The sequence below is a fragment of the Dyadobacter sp. Leaf189 genome, from assembly GCF_001424405.1.
Classification (GTDB): Bacteria; Bacteroidota; Bacteroidia; order Cytophagales; family Spirosomataceae; genus Dyadobacter.
In genome coordinates this window covers 315,040-329,820 of sequence record NZ_LMPS01000007.1, presented here as the reverse complement: position 1 = coordinate 329,820, position 14,781 = coordinate 315,040, and the positions used below count along the sequence as shown (strand labels likewise).

Below are 14,781 nucleotides of genomic sequence, written 5' to 3'. Positions count from 1 at the left end.
CTAGTCTTCTTTTTCAGACAAAGTTTTGAGGATACCAGCCAATTTGTTGCCGCCGCTTGAAAGAGCACCGATAACATTTTTAGCAGGTGATTGCAACAATCCGATAACTTCTCCGATCATCTCTTGTTTCGATTTGAGAGAGATCAGAACGTCAAGCTGGCTTTCGCCAACAAAAACCGCAGTATCCACAGAAGCTCCTTTAAACTTAAGCTTGTCGCTACCTGATTTTTTCTTGAATTCTTTTATCAGTTGTGCAGGAACTTTACCTGACTCCGGATGAAACATTACACCAGAAAATCCTTTCAAAACTTCATTGAATGAAGAATAATCCGTGTCTAACGTTTCGAGCGCTTTTCTAATCAATGTATTCTTAACAACACGATACTCAATACCGCGCTCAAAGCACAATCCTCTTAGCTGGTTAACCTCGCTAACAGACATTCCACTCGCGCTTGTAATATAGAAGTACGGAGTGCTAGCGAATTTTTGACTTAACTCGTCTATAATTACTGCTTTCTCTTCCCTTGTCATATTATAATCCTGGAATCGTGTTTTTATCAATAACAACACCCGGGCTCATCGTACTAGACAAGTGAATGCTTTTCACGTAAGTACCTTTTGCCGAAGATGGTTTAAGGCGTACCAAGGTGTTGATAACTTCCTGAGCGTTTTGTGCAAGCTGGTCAGTTCCGAAAGAAACTTTTCCTACGCTGGTGTGAATGATCCCTGTTTTATCAACTTTGAAATCAATCTTACCTGCTTTTACTTCTTTAACAGCTTTGCCTACTTCAGGGGTTACCGTTCCCGATTTAGGGTTTGGCATTAATCCGCGAGGACCTAATACTTTACCTAAACGTCCCACTTTTGCCATAACACTCGGCATAGTGATGATTACGTCGATGTCAGTCCAGCCTTGTTCTATCTTTTGGATATACTCGTCAAGACCAACAAAATCTGCTCCTGCTTCTTTCGCTTCTGCCTCCTTATCTGGAGTGCAAAGTACCAAAACACGCACCTCTTTTCCGGTTCCGTGTGGCAATGTCACCACGCCACGTACCATTTGATCAGCTTTACGAGGATCCACGCCTAAACGAACGTCGATATCCACAGATGAATCAAATTTGGTATAAGAAATCGTTTTAAGAACGTCCGCTGCCTGCTCCAGAGAGTAAGCTTGATTTGGGTCGTATTTCGAAAGAGCTTCTTTTTGCTTTTTGGTCAGTTTTCCCATGTTCTTTGTTTCGTTAGCGTATTAAAACCTACGCTTAGTTGTTTTCTTCCCATGGGGCTTTGCCTGCCACAGTGATACCCATACTACGAGCCGTTCCCGCTATCATCTTCATGGCAGAATCAATTGTAAAGCAGTTCAAATCTGGCATCTTAGTCTCAGCGATTGTACGAACCTGATCCCAAGAAACCGAACCTACTTTCAGACGGTTAGGCTGCGCCGAACCAGTCTTCACCTTTGATGCTTCCAGAAGCAAAATCGCGGCCGGGGGGGTCTTAATGACGAAGTCAAAAGACTTATCCTTATAGTATGTAATAACTACCGGCAATACCACACCCATTTTATCCTGGGTACGGCCATTGAATTGCTTGCAAAACTCCATGATATTCAAACCCTTCGATCCTAATGCAGGACCGATTGGAGGTGAAGGGTTGGCTTGGCCACCTTTTACCTGTAGTTTGACGTATCCACCTATTTCTTTTGCCATTGTTTTGGAATTTGTTGGGTCATTGATCAATCACGGTTCTAGTGCAAGTGGAAGCTTACCTGCCCGCTCTTTCTCAACTATCCTTTTCTACTTGTGCGTAACTGAGTTCCACGGGTGTATTACGCCCGAATATCTTAACAACTACATTGAGTTTTTTCTTCTCATCGAATACCTCCTCAACAAGTCCGATAAAGCCACTGAATGGACCGTCAACAACCTTGACAGTTTCTCCTTTGATAAAGGACATACTTGGAGCTTCTTCATGCTGCTCCGCCTCATCCACTTTACCTAAAATCCTGTTAATTTCCGATTGCCTGAGCGGAACCGGCACTTTCGAATTCCCCTCCGCATTTCCCAGAAATCCGATTACACCAGGGATACTTGTTATAATGTGGAGCACCTCACCTTTTGAAAGGTCAGCCGAAATGATGATGTAGCCAGGAAAAAAATTCTTTTCTCTGACACGTTTCTTACCATTGCGCATCTCATATATCTTCTCAGAAGGTATCAGGATCTGCGGAACAAACTCGGTTAATTTCTGCCGTGTTATTTCATTTTCAATGTAGGACTTGATTTTTTTCTCCTGTCCAGACACTGCTCTTAACACAAACCAATTTAGACTACTCATACCATTTAGGGGTTAAAATAGCCTCAGAAAGACTGATAAAACAGTTTTAATGCATTTTCGAACACGAAATCCATCACACCAACAACCAAAGCAAAAATGAGGGAACCCACCAGAACTAGAGTTGTATTTGCCTGCAATTCGTTGAAAGGAGGCCATGTAACATGCTGGGTGATTTCTTCCCAGGAAGCCTTCAAGAAAGAAGTAAACTTTTCCATTGTTCCTTTTAAATATGCACGGGTGGAGAGATTCGAACTCCCATCAACGGTTTTGGAGACCGCTATTCTACCCTTGAACTACACCCGTTTATCACTCAACCCATCCTTTCGGGCTGCAAAGATACGATTTATTTATAAAAAACAAGTGCACTCCGTAAGGAAATGCACTTGCTATTATTGCTTTCTTGATTAGTCAAGAATTTCAGTCACCTGACCAGCACCTACGGTACGTCCACCTTCACGAATCGCGAAACGAAGACCTTTTTCCATAGCGATCTTGTTGATCAACTTAACTTCAATTGTGATGTTATCACCAGGCATAACCATTTCAACACCAGCTGGAAGGGTAATTTCACCTGTTACGTCCGTGGTACGGAAGTAAAACTGAGGGCGATATTTGTTGAAGAATGGAGTGTGACGACCACCTTCTTCTTTCGAAAGAACGTAAACTTCACCTTTGAATGCAGCGTGAGGTTTTACTGAACCTGGCTTGCAAATTACCATTCCGCGACGGATATCTTCTTTGTTAATACCACGCAGAAGAAGACCAACGTTGTCACCAGCTTCTCCACGGTCAAGGATCTTACGGAACATCTCAACACCAGTAACGGTAGATTTAAGACCTTCTGCACCCATACCCAGGATATCAACAGGATCACCAGAGTTGATCACACCACGCTCGATACGACCAGTTGCAACAGTACCACGACCAGTGATCGAGAATACGTCTTCAACAGGCATCAAGAATGGAAGATCTGTCATACGTGGAGGAATTGGAATATAGCTATCAACAGCATCCATAAGATCTTCGATAGTTTTTACCCATTTCGGCTCACCATTCAAACCACCCAAAGCAGAACCTTGGATTACAGGAATGTTGTCTCCATCATATTCGTAGAAGCTCAAAAGCTCACGAATTTCCATTTCAACAAGCTCAAGAAGTTCAGGATCATCAACCATATCCACTTTGTTCATGAATACTACAAGTTGAGGAACACCTACCTGACGAGCAAGAAGGATGTGCTCACGAGTTTGTGGCATTGGTCCATCAGTAGCAGCAACTACGATGATCGCGCCATCCATCTGAGCAGCACCAGTTACCATGTTCTTCACATAGTCAGCGTGACCTGGGCAGTCAACGTGCGCATAGTGACGATTGGCTGTCTGGTATTCTACGTGTGAAGTATTGATGGTGATACCACGTTCTTTCTCTTCAGGAGCATTGTCGATTGATGAGAAATCGCGTTTTTGTGCGAAACCTTTGTCAGCAAGTACAGTTGTAATTGCTGCTGTAAGGGTGGTTTTACCGTGGTCAACGTGCCCGATAGTACCGATATTTACGTGGGGTTTCGAGCGGTCAAACGTCTCTTTTGCCATGACTTAAGTACGCTTAAAATTAAAAGTTATTACGAATTTATTTAACACTACTGATTGATCCTGTTCAGCTTACAAAACCCAAGCGCTTCAAAACCAATTAACTAAATACAGAATCAAAATCTTACCGAGCTTTTGAGGGGATTTGAACCCCTGACCTCTTCCTTACCAAGGAAGTGCTCTACCCCTGAGCTACAAAAGCAAAACCCTTGTAAGAACCAAAAAGCGATTAGCGAAAAAGTTACAATTGAATGTTTTCGCTAATCGCTTCGACGGTGCTTCTAAATGAGCGGAAGACGAGGTTCGAACTCGCGACCTATAGCTTGGAAGGCTATCGCTCTACCAGCTGAGCTACTTCCGCATTTGTTATGCCCGATCCTGACTGGTAATATACAGGATTGTATTGGCATTAACTGTGGGGGCGGATGGATTCGAACCACCGTAGGCATACACCAGCAGATTTACAGTCTGCCCCATTTGGCCACTCTGGTACACCCCCGTACATCATTTCAACACTACCGCGAAACCGTTTGTTTCACTTTTTGGAGTCGCAAAATTATGGCCTTTTCTTAAATTCTCAAATTCTTTCGAAAAAAAAATAAATAAAAATACGGACTAAATCGAAAATCGTCGATTTCAGCCCGTATTGGCGTATTTCTCGTTTAAAATAGTCTTACACCAAAGCTCAGCATCCGTACTGCGGGTCCTCTGTTTTGCTCATACAGATAGTTTAAATCATAGTTAACAAAAAGGTCAGGAAATTTTCGGATCCCAATTTCGGCTGCCAGTCCGTACTTCAGATCTTCGATGTAAAAGTTTTTGCGAACGTGATCTACATCCTTACTTCCTACTTTCCGCAACTTGGTATAGCTGCCAAGCCGGTATCCGCCATACACGCCCGCACTCAGATAGGAAATAAATGAGCGGGAAAAACTGACTGTCGGCATAATGGAGAGGCTGACATAAGGGACAACCAGCTTACTTTTTTTCATCTCGATCTCTTTCCCATCTTCCATTACCGGCAAAAACTCGACCTTATCACTACCCTTAACCACTGTATGATTGTTATCAAACATCTGATTGTACCACGAGAAGTCGGCACCAAAATCAAGGTGGAATCCTGCATTCTTTCCTCTCGCTAATGTAGCGCTTGCAACATAACCCAGACTAATAAACCGCGAGCCAAAAGGCTTCAACTCATAACTTACCTTGTCGTAACCCGGCGTACTTTCATTAGCGCCGTATGTATTAAGACCAACAGCAACATTAAACCCTTTTCTCGGACTTGTACCCCAGCTAGGTCTGTAAAAACGCTTACCAGTCCTCCTGTACGTTGACTCAGTAGACACTTCCTCATCGCCATCTCTTACCTCAACTCCTTTGCCATTGATGGTAACCCTGGTATCGCCATCTTTCACATGAATACCACGCAAACCAATCCTGACGTAATCCTTTTCTTCCTTATCCCCGGGATCTTTGAGATAGTTAACTCCATTAAATTCTTCCCTTAAATAAGTTGTATCTGCATCTGTGCTGTCCAAACGTACCTTTAAATCTTTCAGCAATGCATTAAGATCGTACTTCATGATCTTTTCCAACTCCCTGCGGTTTTCACCGTAGATGATCAGCCGGGTTTTGTCTCCGAATGTTACAATAATGGAATCCCTTTCCGACGTCTCCTTCCGTTCATTATTCTTTGCAAATACTCCAACAGAGATGAATAGGAAAATCATTGTGAGCGAGGCAACTATTCTATTTTTCATGGCTAACAGATTACAATTTTGTTCTGGGGTTCTGATACTTTTCTGTTTTTTCTTCTTTGCTACGAAGCCGATCGTCAACTTTCGCGACCAGGGTTTTGGGATTAAACCCTACTTCATCCCAGTCGACTCTTTCACCAGCTCTCGCATTTTTCAGCTGGCGGAATACTTTCGAAAATTTTGAAGCCTTGGGTTTGTCTTCGTCATGATCCGGTTCAGATTCGACGGCCACAACAATTGTCCGCGTAGGTTCTACTTCCAGGCTAGCGATTGACGGCGTACTTATTTGTGGACTTACTGATTTCAGATTGACAGGCTCAGAAATTTCACGCATTAACGGAGTTTCATTTTGAGCTTGATCTTTCCCGGATTGCACAACTTCCAACTTTGCCAGATCCTGCTTTTGATTGCCGACTGAGTTATCAATGAGATCTGATTGTACCTTCTGGGTTTTCAAATCCGATTTCGCAGGCAAAACTTTCTTCAACAACTTTTCCTCGGGCACTTCGGCAATTTGGCGTTCGGCGTCAGCTGCATTCTCCATCGTTTCGCGCTGCGAAGCATCGACCGGTTGCTCTGGCTTAACCACTTCCTGCCTGCTAATGATCGCCTTTTCAGTTGCCGATGGACTATTTTGCAGAATCAGATATCCGCCTAATGCTCCTACCAGCACACTCGCTGCAGCATACTTCACCCAGCCAATAACCCTGGGTTTCGGTTGTTGCTTTTCCTGAATTCTGGTCCAGGCATTTGCCGAAGGTTCCTTATCCAAATCAGTCAGCTTGCGTTTGAAAAGATCATCAACAGGATGCTTTTTCATAGTCTACTTTTTTTTTAAATTCATTCTCCCACTCCAATACCATTTTCTGTAACAAAGCTCTTGCTCTATGCAACTGCGACTTCGAAGTACTTTCGGTGATACCCAGCATTTCCGCGATTTCTGAATGGGCATAACCTTCAATTGCATACAAGTTGAAAACTGTCCGATAACCTGCCGGCAGGCGCTCGATCAATTCTAATAATTCCTGTGCTTCAAGATTTTGGTCAGCCTGAATGTAGTCGGGGATGTTATGAGCCTCGTCGGATAGATTATCTTCCAGAATCCTCTTCTGTTTTCTGAGATAACCAAGCGACTCATTGACCATAATCCGGCGGATCCAGCCTTCAAAACTCCCGTTACTATTGAACTGATCAATTTTCCCGAATACTTTCAAAAAACCCTCAACCATCACGTCCTCAGCAGCCATTTCATCACATATATACCGGAAGCATAAACCCAGCATGCGAGTGCTGTATTTATGGTAAACCTGTTGCTGCGCCTTGGGATCTTCCCTTTTAAGTGCTTTAACAAGTTGTGCTTCCTGGCTAAATAGTGCTAAAATTTTACCCATTCTAACTGGTGGTTTCGACTACAAGATGCTTATTCCTCCCGACGAGGTTGCACGTGCCGATTAACTTTTTCTGGATTTTTATAAAAAATAATCTGTCAGCTTCTTTTAGCTTTGGCGCATTGATCTACTTCATTGCATTAATATGCTCGACTCAGCTGCACCAATAGGTATTTTTGATAGCGGAATTGGCGGAATGACCGTCGCCAGTGCGGTTACCAGGCTCTTACCTCAGGAAAACACCATTTACTTCGGGGATACGGCGCATCTTCCCTACGGCGACAAATCGACTGCTGCGATCCAGGCTTATTCAATCAAAATCTGCAATATGCTGCTACAGCAAAACTGCAAGTTGATCCTAATTGCCTGTAATTCTGCCTCTGCGGCTGCATATGAACTGGTACGCGAATATGTTGGGAGCAAAGCCAAAGTATTGAATGTAATTGATCCGGTCGTAGACTATATCAAAGAGCATTACGACGGCAAAACTATTGGACTGATCGGGACAAAGCAGACTGTATCTTCCAATGTGTACAAGAAAAAAGTGGATGCAATTGGAAAAAACATCCATTTAAAATCACTTGCAACGCCGCTGCTAGCTCCCATGATCGAGGAAGGTTTCTTTGACAATACGATCAGCGAGAGCATTGTTGCCAGCTATTTGTCTGATCCTGCTATTTCCTCCATTGAAGCTCTGATACTAGGGTGTACGCACTACCCTTTGATCAAAAATCAGATCAGTAAATTTTATGGGAATGAAGTAGAAATTCTTGATACTTCTGAAATCGTGGCCCATTCACTGCGGGCGTGGCTGGAACAGCATTATCTTGTCAATGAAAAAGGAAGTGGAAATCGTCAGTTCTACGTATCTGATTATACTTTATCCTTCGAGCAATCAACTTCCATATTCTTCGGCAAACAGATCCAATTAGAGCATTACCCGCTTTGGGAATAATGTTATCTGTAAAGTAGCCGCACAGGGCCCAGCTGGCCTGACGGCATCGGTTCCCAGCTCTTTGCGTCAAACTTTTTGTAAGTGATATCAACGATATTGATGTCCTGAAATTTCTTCCAATCTGGCTGCTGCGTGTCGCGGAGCCGCATGTAGTTTGCTGAGAGATTGGTTACCTCGATGTCGAGCACATTGCCCTTTGACTTCAAAACGTTTGACGGGATTTTTCCAAGGAAGGGAACGGACCAGAAAGTACCGAGCTCCTTTCCATTGATCTTCACAAATGCAGACTCCCGCACATCACCTAAGTCCAATTCGAATGATTTTCCTTTCAATATCTCTGCTGGCAGATCGAAGGTAACCTGGTATTTTGCCTTACCAGAAAAATATTCAGCAGAATCAGGCAATGTAGTCCATGAACTAAGTCTCGAAAGTTTTGCGGAAGCTGGTAAAGAAGGTTTTCCCTCAATAAACGTAAGGTTCCAATTTCCCTTAATCTCAAATATTTGCGTCGGCTTTTCAAGTTCTATTTGTGAAGCTGACTGGCTGCCTACTTCCAAAAAGCAGGACTGTCCTGGCTTTAACTTCAGGAATACTTCTGCCTTTTCACCAGAACCTCTCTGAGCAAGTACAGCTCGGCCATTAAGCGGATCGAGTTTAAAGAATCTTCCTTTTGCATTTAGCTTGATCCATCCTTCCTGGAAAGTATTGCCAAGATTTGTCACAAAATAAACCGGTTGCCCATTTTGATCTTTCTTCCTGATATAAGTCAAACCCTTGTGCGCCATTTCCTCCGGGGCAATGTTGAACTCACTCAGAAAGCGATTCAGTTCTGTGCCGATTTTGACATTTTCAATGCGAGCTAGTCTAACTGACATTTTCTCGAATTCTGCCTGCTGAGTGGCGTGATCGTCAAAGCCGGTAACGATGGAAGGCATTTGCTTTTCAAAAATAATCTTTGCGCCAGCTTCTGCCAATCGGTGCAATTTGGAGAGCGTCGACTTTGGCATGTAAGTACTTGCCGGAATGACAATCGCTTTATAAGATGCATTTCTCGAGGTCAATGTACCGGATGCGGATATTTTCAGTTGTGCTAATTGAAGATCCGAAACAAAATCAAAGGAATACCCCTCTTTCCAGAGCTTTTCGGACAATTTTCCAAAAGGTAGACCCAGCAACCAGCGATCCACGTGATGCACTTCCAACAAATGCACATTACCCGAAGATTTCGATTTGGTCGCCCACAAATCATGAATAGGGAAATAAACAAGCAGGTCATTGTCGGGCTTGGTATCTTGGAGAATACTTTGGCATTTCTCTACATACCGGTTTAATAAAGGAAATTCACGCGCAAAATGAGAAGTAGGTCCAAAGTTGGTTGACGCATAAAAGAGCCAGCCCGGATACGCTTCATTTTGCGGTGAATAGGTAGTTCCGTGATAAAAAATGTGGTTGATTCCCGCTGCAAATAATTCATCAATCTGCGGCTTCAATTGGGATAAAGAAACTTTGAAATGATTGGCGAGCCAGGTTCCGGTTTCTGAGCTGACGAGCTTCTTACCATTGAAATTAGCTGCTGAGGAAGCAAACTTCATCGCCAGCGCATTGGGCGTGCCAAACTGATCAATGGAATAATCAGGATCAATGCGTACGCCGGGAATATCAAAGCGGCTGGTACCAAATGACTCGGTCTCCGGAATGTCCGCAGCTGCATACAGATCGAGCAAGTTAGCTGGCGAACCGTGTGCCTGGTAACGCGTCATAAACCGATGTTCCCGGCTCCACTTCGTCCATGGCAATGCATATCTCTCCAAAAGCAATTCTGCCAAAGTCTGGTGATAATCTATTCTGATCAATGTACTGTCCACATTGCTCGTCGAGTCGGATAATGCAGGTAGATGTTGCACTAATGCATACTTCCTCCTTTTTGCAAACTGATCTGCAAAATCATTGGTCCAGTTAGCACCATAAGCTTCGTAGGAATCCATGTACATAGACCGGGGGAGTCCTTTAACACCACTGAAAGCAGAATCAAACCTTGTCAGGTACTGCGGCATTGCGTCCGCATGAAATGGATCCAAAACGTATCCTTCGCCTCCGGGTGCCGCGCGCTTCACTTTCTGGCCGGTAGGTTTTACATCAATCCTGCCATCAACTACGGACATATTCTTTGCAGCCATTTCGGCGCTCACATTCGGCCCGCCAAATGGCCAGCCGGTCCCCGTGGTCAGGTCCACTCCAATACCTAGCTTCTTTCCTTCATTTACCGTAAATTGCATTACGTCAATCCACTCGGCCGACAAAAAAGGAATCGCCTGCTGCTCCTTACCTTTTACACCATAAATGGGTATGATATGAACCCCGCCGACTCCGGAATTTTTGAAGAGTAGAAGTTGAGCCTTGATATCGGGTTTCGTAACAGTACTTCCCATCCACCACCAATATGTCCAGGGCTTAGTAGTAGAAATGGATTGCGCCTGTACATTCAGGCTTACAAACAGGATTAGTATAAATAGTAGCTTTCGCATAATTGCTTTTCTGGTTAAAGGCAATGGGCTCAATTTCTACGCAAAACGGAACAGATTTTACATTTCTAGAAACAAAAAAGGCGAAACCTGATCGGTCCCGCCTAAAATGCTGTAAGTTTTGCTTAGTGCTGAAAAGCCTGCTTTACCCTGGAAGTAACAAACTGCCGCTCATCCCTGGCGCGCTTGCTGTTCCTATACCAGAAATAGGCTATCCCGGCAACCAGCAGATAAGGCATTACAAACAGGTACATAATACCCGTGTTCAAACCCACGCCTACATTATTTCGGCCGTTGCCCATGGAACTTTCTACTGAGCCGCGGCACATTGCGCATTGTGCCCAGGTATCCGTGCCCAACGCAACAAACAAAAGAATCAAAGTAAATACGATCAAGAACCTTTTCATACGTAATAGGGACTTATCATGAGGTAAACAATTACTCCGGAAACACTTACATAAAGCCAGATCGGCATTGCCCACTTAACTGCTTTTCTGTGTTGTAATATGTCATTGGTATAGCCGAAGTAAATGGCGCGCAGTACAAACCAAACGACAACTATCGACAGTACGATATGGGAAATTAGTAAAAAGTAGTATACCGGTCTGAAAAAACCTTGTCCACCGTACGGAGTAGCTTCATTCGACACGTGGTACAAAATGTAGCAAACCAGGAAAACCGAGCCCAATAAAAAAGCAGCGGTCATCGATCTTCTGTGACCCGCAACATTCCCTTGTTTGATAAAGTAAAAGCCCGCGATTAGCAAAACGGACGTTAATGTATTGATCATGCCGATAACATGAGGAAGCATTTTCGTCCAGGTACCTAAGTCTATTTTCTGCCGGATTCCAAGCAAAACTGCAACCGCCAATGGAATTGCAATTGCCAGAATATTGATGATACGTTCGTACTTCGGCTTTTTCTCAATAATTAAAGTTGCCATACTATTTGGTTACATTGCCTTCATAGGCAAGAATCTTGATTTCGGCCATAAGCCGTTCTATTTCTTCGGGATCAACTCCCTTGTAATATCCTCTTACAAATCCATTCGCGTCTACCAGAATAATCAAGTCCTGAGCATTTTCAAGTTGACCCTTTTGTATGCCCAGCTCGTTTTCAAAAAACGAAGTAATTTCACTTTCAGGATATGTGAACAACTTCCACTCCTTTCCATTCGCCCCAGGAACTTCCCCATTCCGATTAGCAATCCCCTGCGATAAGGTCAAAACATTCAATTCCAGAATTTCGGAATGCAATGCACTGATTCTTTGAAGTTGCGAGACTACCAGCTTACAAGTGTCCCCGCAGGTTTCCGGTAGATAGTGTAGCACCGTAAGTTTACCGCTAAACTTCACTTGCTTCTGTGTAAAAATACGATCAGAAACTTTATGAAACAGGGTATCGCCATTTTGAACTATAACAGCATCGGCTTTATTCCGTTCCGGATTGAAGTATGGCAGATCGTAATGATTGCGTGCGAAGAACTTCAAAAAGATAAAAATCAAAGCCGGTATCACTAATGTTACGATTAGTAATCCGGCTTTGGGAAAATTTTTCATTCGGGATTCTTAACTAAATACGGCCTCAAAAATCGCATTTCCTTCAAGTAGCAGCGCTAAAATAAGCCACATTACGAATAGGATCGGAACCAGAATTGACCAGATCAAGGATTTTGTTTCATGCTTTAAGTGCATGAATTCTCCCACTATATAAAATGCTTTCACGATGGTCATGACAATGAAGATAGACACCTTCAATACTCCGTGAGGAACTGTGAATGCGATTAAGAACTCTAGTGCTGTCAGGATCAACAGAATCCAGAACGTCTTCATAATCGCCTTGCGTTGCTCTGCGCCTGCGTTTGGATCCTGATTATGGATATGATGTGCGTCCGCCATTTTTATCTTAAATAATTAGAAATTTTGAAATTAAACCAGATAGAAGAATGTAAACACAAACACCCAAACCAAATCCACAAAGTGCCAGTAAAGACCTACTTTTTCGACCATTTCGTAGCTTCCCCTCTTATCGTAAAAACCCGTAGCAGCACGGAAGAAGATCAGAATATTTAAGATCACACCACTAAATACGTGTGTTCCGTGGAAACCGGTAATGAAGAAGAAGAAGTCTGCGAATGCAGGAGGACCATATTGGTTCTCGGTCAGGTTAGCCCCGAATATTGTCTTCTCTACCCAGGTTCCGTTCTCAATAACTTTCATTACACTTCCTGTGTCGGTACCATGGATAAAGTGAGACCACTCCCAAGCCTGGCAACCCAGGAATGTAAAACCACCCAGAATCGTCCAAAGCATGTATTTTTCAACATTCGCTCTGTCCATTCTATGTCCGGCTTCTACTGCAAGCACCATTGTAACACTACTCGCAATAAGAATAAAGGTCATTATACCAACAAATACCAACGGCAGAGATATTCCATGCAGAAAAGGTACGGCCTCATAAACTCTTTCAGGAACCGGCCAGTACATATTGGAGAATGTGAAATCTTCACGATTTCCTTCGAATGCCGGAAAACTAAACCGGGCTGTACCATAAGCCACCAAGAGGGCGGAGAAAGTAAAGGTATCGGAGATGAGGAAAAACCACATCATCAGTTTTCCGTAACTTGCTTTCATGGGCTCTATCCCCCCCAACCACATTTTGGGTTCCACAGCACCAGGTGTTGTTACATTTGCAGCCATTGGTAAATAATATAATTAATTAAAAGTCAATAAAAATACAAAAAGGTATAACCAGAGAATATCTAAAAAATGCCAGTAAGTCGCACAGATCTGAATTCTTCTCAAATTCTTCTTGTGTACTCTCATTTTAAATGCCGCAGTCAGCGAAACGAACAACACAATCAGACCCGTAATAATGTGAAATCCGTGTAATCCGGTAAACACATAAAAAAACGATCCCGAAGGGTTTCCAACGAAATAAACGTTCATTTCAACCAGCTTACTCCACCCTTCAAATTGCATCCAGAGGAAAAGCAGGCCGAGTACAAAAGTAATAGAAATTGCTATTTTCAATTGTTTGAACTGATCTTTTTTTGCCGATATATAGGCCCATTGCATTGCCAAACTGCTTATTAGCAGAACTCCAGTGCTGTACCAAAAAATACGCGGCATTTCAAACTCAAGCCAGTTACCTTCCGCTCTCCTTACGAGGTATGCGCTTGTCTGAGAAGCAAAGAGCATGATAATCGTAACCAAGAATAACCACAAAATAAACTTGATCGGATCCATTGACAATGTCTCCTGTGGTTCTTTTTCTATTTTTAAATGCTGAACATTTTCCATTTTTCTACACTGTTTCAAATTCACAATTTATCCAACAAAAACGCGATCTGCACGATGGGCAGGTATATAAACGAGCCAAACATGAGCTGTTTCGCTGTCTTGTCCGTGCAAGTACGCATCAGGTGAAAAGTCTGAGCCAGGAACAGTACTCCGAAAACCGTAGCAACAAATGCAGAGTTGATACCAGTCATTCCCAGCTCGTAAGGCAACCAGCCAATGGGCAACAGGAATAAAGTATAGATCATAATCTGCAATGTTGTATCAGAATCTTTGAGACCGTTTGCCGGAAGCAACTTAAACCCTGCTCTTTTATAATCTTCATCTAAAACCCAGGCAATCGCCCAAAAATGGGGGAATTGCCAAAAAAACTGGATAGCGAACAGGATACCTGGTTCAAGTCCAAAGTGATTCGTGGCCGCCACCCAACCGATCATTGGAGGAAATGCACCCGGAAATGCACCCACGAAAACTGCAATTGGACCAACGCGCTTCAATGGAGTATAAACAAAACCATATAGCACAAGTGATAAAAGCGAAATCAATCCGGTACTAAGATTGAATGTGCTGATAAAAATAGCCAGTGATGTAACTCCTAAAACAACCGCCCAGATAGCCGCTTGCTGGACAGTTATTCTGCCGCTCGGCAAAGGCCGGCCAGCAGTTCTCTTCATCAATTTGTCAAAATCCTTTTCCAGGATCTGATTGATAATATTTGCAGCTCCGGTAATTCCGATTGATGCAAGAATAAACAAAACCAATTCTCCCGAATTTACATTCTTAGCTCCCAGGCAATATCCCATAGCGCCAGAAAAAGCGATCAGAGATGCTAGACGAAACTTCAACAGCTCGAACAAAATGCCCAGCCGCTCTCTCACCCTGTCAAAACCACTTACCCGCTCCTCTACTGAAATCATCTTTAATT

General features: G+C 43.3%; 18 protein-coding genes and 4 tRNA genes. 1 reads left to right on the top strand and 21 read right to left on the bottom strand.

Annotated features, from left to right (window positions below):
* The 13 genes from rplJ to ASG33_RS22985 all read right to left on the bottom strand — a co-directional run bounded on the left by rplJ (position 1) and on the right by ASG33_RS22985 (position 7,083).
* Complete coding sequence (gene rplJ, locus ASG33_RS23045) at positions 1 to 531, bottom strand: 50S ribosomal protein L10 (RefSeq protein WP_031528320.1); 531 nt, start codon at positions 529 to 531, stop codon at positions 1 to 3.
* A 1-nt stretch (position 532) separates the two neighbouring features.
* Complete coding sequence (rplA, locus tag ASG33_RS23040; RefSeq protein ID WP_031528321.1) at positions 533 to 1,231, bottom strand: 50S ribosomal protein L1; 699 nt, start codon at positions 1,229 to 1,231, stop codon at positions 533 to 535.
* A 34-nt stretch (positions 1,232 to 1,265) separates the two neighbouring features.
* On the bottom strand, positions 1,266 to 1,715 hold the full coding sequence (gene rplK / locus ASG33_RS23035) for a 50S ribosomal protein L11 (protein ID WP_026631777.1): 450 nt from the start codon (positions 1,713 to 1,715) through the stop codon (positions 1,266 to 1,268).
* 73 nt (positions 1,716 to 1,788) lie between these two features.
* Positions 1,789 to 2,343, bottom strand: a complete 555-nt coding sequence (nusG, locus tag ASG33_RS23030; protein WP_031528322.1) for a transcription termination/antitermination protein NusG — start codon at positions 2,341 to 2,343, stop codon at positions 1,789 to 1,791.
* Between the two features lie 23 nt (positions 2,344 to 2,366).
* Positions 2,367 to 2,558: a preprotein translocase subunit SecE gene (gene secE, locus ASG33_RS23025; RefSeq protein WP_056291150.1), complete on the bottom strand. Its 192-nt coding sequence runs from the start codon at positions 2,556 to 2,558 to the stop codon at positions 2,367 to 2,369.
* A 17-nt stretch (positions 2,559 to 2,575) separates the two neighbouring features.
* A tRNA-Trp gene (locus ASG33_RS23020) sits at positions 2,576 to 2,646 on the bottom strand.
* A gap of 101 nt (positions 2,647 to 2,747) precedes the next feature.
* Positions 2,748 to 3,935: an elongation factor Tu gene (gene tuf / locus ASG33_RS23015; protein WP_031528324.1), complete on the bottom strand. Its 1,188-nt coding sequence runs from the start codon at positions 3,933 to 3,935 to the stop codon at positions 2,748 to 2,750.
* Positions 3,936 to 4,062: 127 nt separating this feature from the next.
* Positions 4,063 to 4,134 (bottom strand) — tRNA-Thr (locus tag ASG33_RS23010).
* A gap of 86 nt (positions 4,135 to 4,220) precedes the next feature.
* A tRNA-Gly gene (locus ASG33_RS23005) sits at positions 4,221 to 4,293 on the bottom strand.
* A gap of 55 nt (positions 4,294 to 4,348) precedes the next feature.
* Positions 4,349 to 4,431 (bottom strand) — tRNA-Tyr (locus tag ASG33_RS23000).
* 163 nt (positions 4,432 to 4,594) lie between these two features.
* Complete coding sequence (locus ASG33_RS22995) at positions 4,595 to 5,695, bottom strand: hypothetical protein (RefSeq protein WP_056291148.1); 1,101 nt, start codon at positions 5,693 to 5,695, stop codon at positions 4,595 to 4,597.
* 10 nt (positions 5,696 to 5,705) lie between these two features.
* Entirely contained in the window at positions 5,706 to 6,512 is an 807-nt protein-coding gene (locus ASG33_RS22990; protein ID WP_056291147.1) for a hypothetical protein, read from the bottom strand.
* Complete coding sequence (locus tag ASG33_RS22985; protein WP_056291145.1) at positions 6,493 to 7,083, bottom strand: RNA polymerase sigma factor; 591 nt, start codon at positions 7,081 to 7,083, stop codon at positions 6,493 to 6,495. The genes ASG33_RS22990 and ASG33_RS22985 overlap by 20 nt, the downstream gene beginning before the upstream one ends.
* A 142-nt stretch (positions 7,084 to 7,225) precedes the next feature.
* Here ASG33_RS22985 and murI point away from each other — a divergent pair, with 142 nt between their 5' ends.
* Positions 7,226 to 8,035: a glutamate racemase gene (murI, locus tag ASG33_RS22980; protein ID WP_056291144.1), complete on the top strand. Its 810-nt coding sequence runs from the start codon at positions 7,226 to 7,228 to the stop codon at positions 8,033 to 8,035.
* 2 nt (positions 8,036 to 8,037) lie between these two features.
* Here the strand turns inward: murI and ASG33_RS22975 are convergent, their stop codons facing one another.
* The 8 genes from ASG33_RS22975 to cyoE all read right to left on the bottom strand — a co-directional run bounded on the left by ASG33_RS22975 (position 8,038) and on the right by cyoE (position 14,773).
* Positions 8,038 to 10,560: a glycosyl hydrolase gene (locus ASG33_RS22975; protein ID WP_056291142.1), complete on the bottom strand. Its 2,523-nt coding sequence runs from the start codon at positions 10,558 to 10,560 to the stop codon at positions 8,038 to 8,040.
* A gap of 122 nt (positions 10,561 to 10,682) precedes the next feature.
* Positions 10,683 to 10,964, bottom strand: coding sequence for a hypothetical protein (locus ASG33_RS22970; RefSeq protein WP_056291140.1), 282 nt, complete (start codon positions 10,962 to 10,964; stop codon positions 10,683 to 10,685).
* Positions 10,961 to 11,500: a DUF420 domain-containing protein gene (locus tag ASG33_RS22965; protein WP_056291139.1), complete on the bottom strand. Its 540-nt coding sequence runs from the start codon at positions 11,498 to 11,500 to the stop codon at positions 10,961 to 10,963. Before ASG33_RS22965 ends, ASG33_RS22970 begins: the two co-directional genes overlap by 4 nt.
* 1 nt (position 11,501) lies before the next feature.
* Positions 11,502 to 12,116 carry a hypothetical protein gene (locus tag ASG33_RS22960; RefSeq protein ID WP_056291137.1) on the bottom strand — a complete coding sequence of 205 codons (615 nt, stop codon included), beginning with the start codon at positions 12,114 to 12,116 and terminating at the stop codon, positions 11,502 to 11,504.
* Between the two features lie 9 nt (positions 12,117 to 12,125).
* The gene (locus ASG33_RS22955) at positions 12,126 to 12,455 is read right to left on the bottom strand and encodes a cytochrome C oxidase subunit IV family protein (RefSeq protein WP_056291135.1); all 330 of its coding nucleotides are present in this window, start codon (positions 12,453 to 12,455) and stop codon (positions 12,126 to 12,128) included.
* Between the two features lie 30 nt (positions 12,456 to 12,485).
* A complete protein-coding gene (locus tag ASG33_RS22950; RefSeq protein WP_056291133.1) occupies positions 12,486 to 13,256 on the bottom strand; it encodes a cytochrome c oxidase subunit 3 in 771 nt (256 codons plus the stop codon).
* 15 nt (positions 13,257 to 13,271) lie between these two features.
* Positions 13,272 to 13,859 (bottom strand): cytochrome c oxidase subunit 3, encoded by a 588-nt coding sequence (locus ASG33_RS22945; RefSeq protein ID WP_056291131.1) that lies wholly within the window; start codon positions 13,857 to 13,859, stop codon positions 13,272 to 13,274.
* Between the two features lie 20 nt (positions 13,860 to 13,879).
* Positions 13,880 to 14,773: a heme o synthase gene (gene cyoE, locus ASG33_RS22940; RefSeq protein ID WP_056291129.1), complete on the bottom strand. Its 894-nt coding sequence runs from the start codon at positions 14,771 to 14,773 to the stop codon at positions 13,880 to 13,882.
* Between the last annotated feature and the right edge of the window lie 8 nt (positions 14,774 to 14,781).

Excerpts from the sequence above, each read along its gene's own strand:
- rplJ (WP_031528320.1), bottom strand. The coding sequence starts at position 531 with ATGACAAGGGAAGAGAAAGCAGTAATTATAGACGAGTTAAGTCAAAAA.
- rplA (WP_031528321.1), bottom strand. The coding sequence starts at position 1,231 with ATGGGAAAACTGACCAAAAAGCAAAAAGAAGCTCTTTCGAAATACGAC.
- rplK (WP_026631777.1), bottom strand. The coding sequence starts at position 1,715 with ATGGCAAAAGAAATAGGTGGATACGTCAAACTACAGGTAAAAGGTGGC.
- nusG (WP_031528322.1), bottom strand. The coding sequence starts at position 2,343 with ATGAGTAGTCTAAATTGGTTTGTGTTAAGAGCAGTGTCTGGACAGGAG.
- secE (WP_056291150.1), bottom strand. The coding sequence starts at position 2,558 with ATGGAAAAGTTTACTTCTTTCTTGAAGGCTTCCTGGGAAGAAATCACC.
- tuf (WP_031528324.1), bottom strand. The coding sequence starts at position 3,935 with ATGGCAAAAGAGACGTTTGACCGCTCGAAACCCCACGTAAATATCGGT.
- ASG33_RS22995 (WP_056291148.1), bottom strand. The coding sequence starts at position 5,695 with ATGAAAAATAGAATAGTTGCCTCGCTCACAATGATTTTCCTATTCATC.
- ASG33_RS22990 (WP_056291147.1), bottom strand. The coding sequence starts at position 6,512 with ATGAAAAAGCATCCTGTTGATGATCTTTTCAAACGCAAGCTGACTGAT.
- ASG33_RS22985 (WP_056291145.1), bottom strand. The coding sequence starts at position 7,083 with ATGGGTAAAATTTTAGCACTATTTAGCCAGGAAGCACAACTTGTTAAA.
- murI (WP_056291144.1), top strand. The coding sequence starts at position 7,226 with ATGCTCGACTCAGCTGCACCAATAGGTATTTTTGATAGCGGAATTGGC.
- ASG33_RS22975 (WP_056291142.1), bottom strand. The coding sequence starts at position 10,560 with ATGCGAAAGCTACTATTTATACTAATCCTGTTTGTAAGCCTGAATGTA.
- ASG33_RS22970 (WP_056291140.1), bottom strand. The coding sequence starts at position 10,964 with ATGAAAAGGTTCTTGATCGTATTTACTTTGATTCTTTTGTTTGTTGCG.
- ASG33_RS22965 (WP_056291139.1), bottom strand. The coding sequence starts at position 11,500 with ATGGCAACTTTAATTATTGAGAAAAAGCCGAAGTACGAACGTATCATC.
- ASG33_RS22960 (WP_056291137.1), bottom strand. The coding sequence starts at position 12,116 with ATGAAAAATTTTCCCAAAGCCGGATTACTAATCGTAACATTAGTGATA.
- ASG33_RS22955 (WP_056291135.1), bottom strand. The coding sequence starts at position 12,455 with ATGGCGGACGCACATCATATCCATAATCAGGATCCAAACGCAGGCGCA.
- ASG33_RS22950 (WP_056291133.1), bottom strand. The coding sequence starts at position 13,256 with ATGGCTGCAAATGTAACAACACCTGGTGCTGTGGAACCCAAAATGTGG.
- ASG33_RS22945 (WP_056291131.1), bottom strand. The coding sequence starts at position 13,859 with ATGGAAAATGTTCAGCATTTAAAAATAGAAAAAGAACCACAGGAGACA.
- cyoE (WP_056291129.1), bottom strand. The coding sequence starts at position 14,773 with ATGATTTCAGTAGAGGAGCGGGTAAGTGGTTTTGACAGGGTGAGAGAG.